Annotated in this window: 4 protein-coding genes; all 4 read left to right on the top strand. The window is 59.8% G+C overall.

From position 1 onward, the window contains the following. A partial coding sequence (locus BMW74_RS24290) for a DUF2345 domain-containing protein (RefSeq protein WP_139208487.1) occupies positions 1-1007 on the top strand: 1007 nt, incomplete at its 5' end. Further along, on the top strand, positions 1004-2908 hold the full coding sequence (locus BMW74_RS24295; RefSeq protein ID WP_093426634.1) for a phospholipase D-like domain-containing protein: 1905 nt from the start codon (positions 1004-1006) through the stop codon (positions 2906-2908). The genes BMW74_RS24290 and BMW74_RS24295, both read left to right, overlap by 4 nt. 86 nt (positions 2909-2994) lie before the next feature. Further along, positions 2995-4200, top strand: coding sequence for an SEL1-like repeat protein (locus BMW74_RS24300; protein WP_371911853.1), 1206 nt, complete (start codon positions 2995-2997; stop codon positions 4198-4200). After that, positions 4190-5259, top strand: a 1070-nt coding sequence (locus BMW74_RS24305) for an SEL1-like repeat protein (RefSeq protein ID WP_093426636.1), incomplete at its 3' end; no start/stop codon positions are given. The genes BMW74_RS24300 and BMW74_RS24305, both read left to right, overlap by 11 nt.

Genomic DNA, 5259 nt, shown 5'->3' on the forward strand with positions numbered 1-5259 from the left:
AAGCCCAGGGCCAGGTGCTGGACATGTCCGCCGCCGTGGGCCGTTTGCAACGCGCCGGCGAGCAACTGCAAAGCCTCTCCACCGACGCGCAAACCGCCAACGCCGAACCGGCCGACGTGCACGCGCAACTGACGCTGCTGCGCGAGCAACTGGATGAACTCAAGGCCTCGGTCCTGCTGCTCAGCGCCCCCCAAGGCATCGCCCTGACCAGCGGCGGGCACCTGCAACTGGCCGCGCAAGAGAACCTGATGCTCAATGCGGGCGGCGCGGCCGACCTCAGCGTGGTCAAGCGCCTGTTCATCGGCGTGGGCCAGGGACTGAGCCTGTTTGTGCGCAAGCTGGGGATCAAACTGATCGCCAACCAGGGCCCGGTGACCGTGCAGGCGCAGAACGACACCCTGGAACTAATGGCCCGCCACGGCCTGTCAATCACCAGCACCGAAGATGAAATCCACATCACCGCCAAGAAGAAAATCACCCTCAATGCCGGGGGCAGCTACATCACCCTGGACGCGAACAAGATCGAGTCGGGCACCCTGGGCGATCACTTGGTCAAGTCGGTGTATTTTGACTATCGCGGTCCGGCCAGCATGAAAGCCGAACACCCGGATTACCCACAAAGCCTCTCCAAACAACTGCTGCACCTGAGCGTACCGCATGCGCCCAATGCCCCCCAGCAAAGCGCAGCCGGCATGCCATACAAACTCTATGCCGACGGCGCGCTGCTCAAGGAGGGGGTGCTGGACGGTACTGGGCAACTGCTGATCGAGCACCAGGTCGTCACCCGAGGCTACGGGCTGGTGCTGGCCAACGGCATCAGCTATGAGATCCCGGTGCCCACCGACTACCGCAATGTCGAGCAGGCACACCTGGCCAATAGTGGCCTGCACAACCACCCCACGCAGACCGATGCCGAACTGAGCCAGCCCGCGACGCACACCGATCACCGCGGCCTGTACGCCGTACAACTGGACGAGGGCACCCCCTCGCAGGAACCAATCCTATGAATCGTCCCGCTATCGTGGTGCCGGTTGCCTTCAAGCACACGGACCGTGTCGTCTGCACCTCACCCTGGTATGTCCACAACACCGAGTACCATCCGGTGGCCGCGACCTATCAGCCCTTGGTCAATGGTGAAGAAACCTTCAAGGCGGTGCACCTAGCCATCGCCCAGGCCACCCAGAGCATCGACATCATTTGCTGGGGGTTCCAGCCCTCGATGTATTTCATCCGTGATGGTCAGGCGCCGAGTATTGGCCAGTTGTTGATGGACAAGGCCAAGGCGGGGGTCCAGGTGCGTGTGCTGGGCTGGGAGGCGCCGTTCAATTCGGCGGGCGTGGCCGGTGAGGCCAATCTCCCCGGCAAAGGACTGATGAGCTACGAGGACCGCGCGATGCAACGGTCCACGCAGGATCAATACGCCTTTGATCGCCGGTGGTTCGTCACGTGTTCATACAACCGCGCCAACCCTTATCTACTTCAGGCACAGAACAACTTTCCGGTATTTGTCAGTCGCGGCTTCAACTTGTTCGAGCGGGCCGAGATCGCCCATCAGGTCAAATACCACAGCCTCGACCCGCAACTCAGCGCCAGCACGCTTGCGGTCCTGACAGGGGCGCCGAGCCACCATCAAAAGAGCGTCCTTGTCGACTATGAACTGCCGGACCGCGCCGTCGGTTTTGTCATGGGGCACAACATGCTCGATGAGTATTGGGACACTGACGGCCATTGCGCCTTGAACCGCACACCTGAGACCAAACCGGCACCCAACGCGGGACCGCGCGGCGATACCCCGCGCCAGGACATTTCCAGCCGGGTCAGCGGGCCGATCCTGGAACACCTGCACCACAATTTCGCCGTTGCCTGGCGCAAGGAAACCAAGGAAGACCTGCTCATCGCACGCCAGGCCAAGCAGGTTGGCCCTCAGCTCAAATGCACACACGGCGCCACCCCACAGATAGCTCAACTGCTGCGCACCCAGCCACAAGAGGGCAAGCGCGACATCGAGGCGCTCTACCTGCAAGCGGTCAACAACGCGACCCAGTTCATCTACATCGAGAACCAGTACTTTCGCTGGCCGTTCCTGGCCGAGTTCATCAAGACGGCCGCCGCCCGGCAGGTCACCGCCGGGCGTGACCCCGGCGCGCATGGCGCGATTCATCTGTTCGTGATTACTAACGCCACCGATGATGGGATCGGCGCGGGCACGGTCAATACCCAGCGCATGCTCGACAGCCTGGGGCGCGCGGACACCATTCCCAACGTCACCAAATTAAAACTCATCGACAAAGTCAGGGCCAAGGCCAAGGCCGAGATCGAGGCGCAGGCACCGTCCCTGGGCGAGCAGTTGGAGCAAAAGGTCTTGCGCGCCATGACCAGCATCACCGACGCCCTGGGCGATGGTGAAGCGAACCGCAAGGCCAGGGATATCGACTACCTCCATCGCGGTCGCATCGCTGAGCTGGATGCGCAAATCGCGAAAATCGAGGGCATGACCATCGAGCCAAACAGGAGCATCCCTGGCCTGAAAGTCCATGTGTGTTCGCTGGTGGCCCCCGATTCTCCGCCCGGCAAACCCTGGATGCCGGTGTACATCCACTCCAAGTTGATGATCGTCGACGATGTGTTCACCACCCACGGCTCGGCCAACATCAACACCCGCAGCATGCAGGTCGATAGCGAACTGAACATCGCCCATGAGTGGGCGAGTGTGACCCAGGCGTTGAGGCGGCGGTTGTGGGATCTGCATACGGATGGGAAGGGGGTTCAGGATGATGCGGGGAAAGCGTTTAAGGCATGGCAGGAGATTATTAATCGAAATAGAGAACTTCAAACAGAGGGATTGGCTCCCTATGCCCCTCTTGTCGAGTTCTATTACGACGAAACCAAGCTGGAAAATCTTGACTGATGCGCTACCTCCTCTTGCTGTCATGCCTGTTGCTCGTTGCCTGTGATACCGGCGACGTCCCGACTCATTCAATCAAGGACTCTTCGATGAAGCCGCTTAACGAAATCAAAGCCAACCTGGCCTTCACCTGTGTCCACGAAAAAATCCCGGAGGCGAGCGCCGACGCAGATGTGCTGTTCCAGTACGCCCGGTGGCTACAGAAGAACAACCAACTCAAGCAGGACAAGAGCGTCGATAAGGAGATCGAACGGCTGTATCGCATCGCTGCTGAGAACGACCATTACAAGGCCAATATCAACCTACAGAACGGAGCGATGCACGGTGACTTCAACCTGCGTGGCGAAGAACATTTGCGTCTGAGCCAGCAATTGATCGATGCCGGCGTGGCGACGGGTTACTACCTCGTCGGGATCTTTTTGAACCAAGGAGGTGCCGGGTTGGAGCAGGACTCGGAGATGGCGCTGCGGTATTACCGTAAGGCGGCAGATGAAGGGAGTGCGCAAGCCCAGTACCTTGTGAGCGACAAGTTGGCACCGATATCTATTGCCCCGGATATTGCGCGGCAGATGCGTCGTTGTGCTGCTGAGCAGGGACATGGCAAGGCCGCCAACGCATTGGGCACCAATTTGTCGATAAAGGGCCGGTTTCAAGAGGCTCTTGAAGTGTTCCAGCTAGGAGTGGCTGCTGGTGATGAAACTGCGGCTTACACGTTAGAACGTAGCTTTCTGGGCGCAAAACCAGATGATGAGTTGCACTATTTCGCTCAACAAGAAGACCTAGAGCGCGTCGAACGCTACGAAAAAATCGGCAAAGTCCTAGGCAACTACTCCTACGCCAACCCCAAAGTCCCCGAGATCAACGACATCCTCCCACTGCCCCCGGCCCCGCTGCCGGCGTGGGACGGCAAGCTGCAATGGCTGGAGGAGCGCCTGGCCAACGTGCCGCCGCCCAAGCCCGGCGAGGCGCTGATCCAGCAACTGGCCAAGGCCAAGACCCTGGACCCGAAAACCGGCCGGCCGATGCCGGGGGCTGCTGGGTTCATCAGGGCCACTTCAGGTATGGGCGCGCCCAACTGCTTCACCGGCCAGGCCTGCCCCAAGAGCGGTTACTGGCGGGCGGTTTCACCGTACAACCGAGATCAGAACCTGGAACACACCACCATCCTGCGCTTCGAGCAAGGCCAGGTCATGCCGACTGCGCGGGTCAGGACCTTCCAGCTACGTTTCCTGTTGCCCGATATAAAAAGAGTCGACGAGCTCGGCGTCGAGTGGAGCTACCTGGGTGAAGCTTAAGTATGGGGTCATCTGCCTGTTGAACGTGGCGTTGGCGGCGTGTGGCAATAATGAACAGGCTGCTCGCTTGCCCAAGGCAGCGCCGGACCCGCTCGCCCATATCAAAGCCAACCTGGCCTTCACCTGCGCCCACGAAAAAATCCCCGACGCCAGCGCCGACGCCGATGTGCTATTCCAGTACGCGCGCTGGCTGCAAAAAAATAACCAGCTCAAGCAGGACAAGAGCGTCGACGTGGAAGTCGAGCGGTTGTACCGCATTGCCAGCGAGAACGATCACTACAAGGCCAACATCAACCTGCAAAACGGTGCGATGCGCGGCCATTTCAACCTGCGTGGTGAAGAGCACTTGCGCATGAGCCAGCAATTGATCGATGCCGGTGTGGCGACGGGATACTACCTCGTCGGGATCTTTTTGAACCAAGGAGGTGCCGGGTTGGAGCAGGACTCGGAGATGGCGCTGCGGTATTACCGCAAGGCGGCCGATGAAGGGAGTGCGCAAGCCCAGGCTTATGTGGCGGATAAACTGGCGCCTAGCGATATGGGCCCCGAGGTGGCTCGGCAAATGCGCCGTTGTTCGGCTGAACAGGGTAATGCTGATGCGGCTATTAGTCTCGGTATCAATCTCAAAAGAAGTAGTCAGTATCAGGATTCACTTGAAGCATTCCAGCTTGGTGTGGTTGCTGGTAATGAAACTGCGGCTTATGCGTTAGAGCTTGGCTTTCGCGGGCCCACGCCAGACGATGAATTGGAGTATCTCGCTCAACAAGAAGACCTCGAACGCGCCGACCGCTACAAGACAATTAGCAAAGTCCTAGGCAACTACTCCTACGCCAACCCCAAAGTCCCCGAGATCAACGACATCCTCCCACTGCCCCCGGCCCCGCTGCCCGCCTGGGACGGCAAGCTGCAATGGCTGGAAGAGCGCCTGGCCAATGTCCCACCACAAAAACCGACTGAAGCGCTGATCCAGCAACTGGCCAAGGCCAAGACCCTGGATCCGAAAACCGGCCGGCCGATGCCGGGGGCTGCTGGGTTCATCAGGGCCACTTCAGGTATGGG

Origin of the sequence: Pseudomonas sp. ok272, assembly GCF_900109995.1 — a bacterium.
Classification (GTDB): domain Bacteria; phylum Pseudomonadota; class Gammaproteobacteria; order Pseudomonadales; family Pseudomonadaceae; genus Aquipseudomonas.

What these genes read in the sequence shown, in the direction of transcription:
- BMW74_RS24295 (WP_093426634.1), top strand. Translation starts at nt 1,004, where the DNA reads ATGAATCGTCCCGCTATCGTGGTGCCGGTTGCCTTCAAGCACACGGAC.
- BMW74_RS24300 (WP_371911853.1), top strand. Translation starts at nt 2,995, where the DNA reads ATGAAGCCGCTTAACGAAATCAAAGCCAACCTGGCCTTCACCTGTGTC.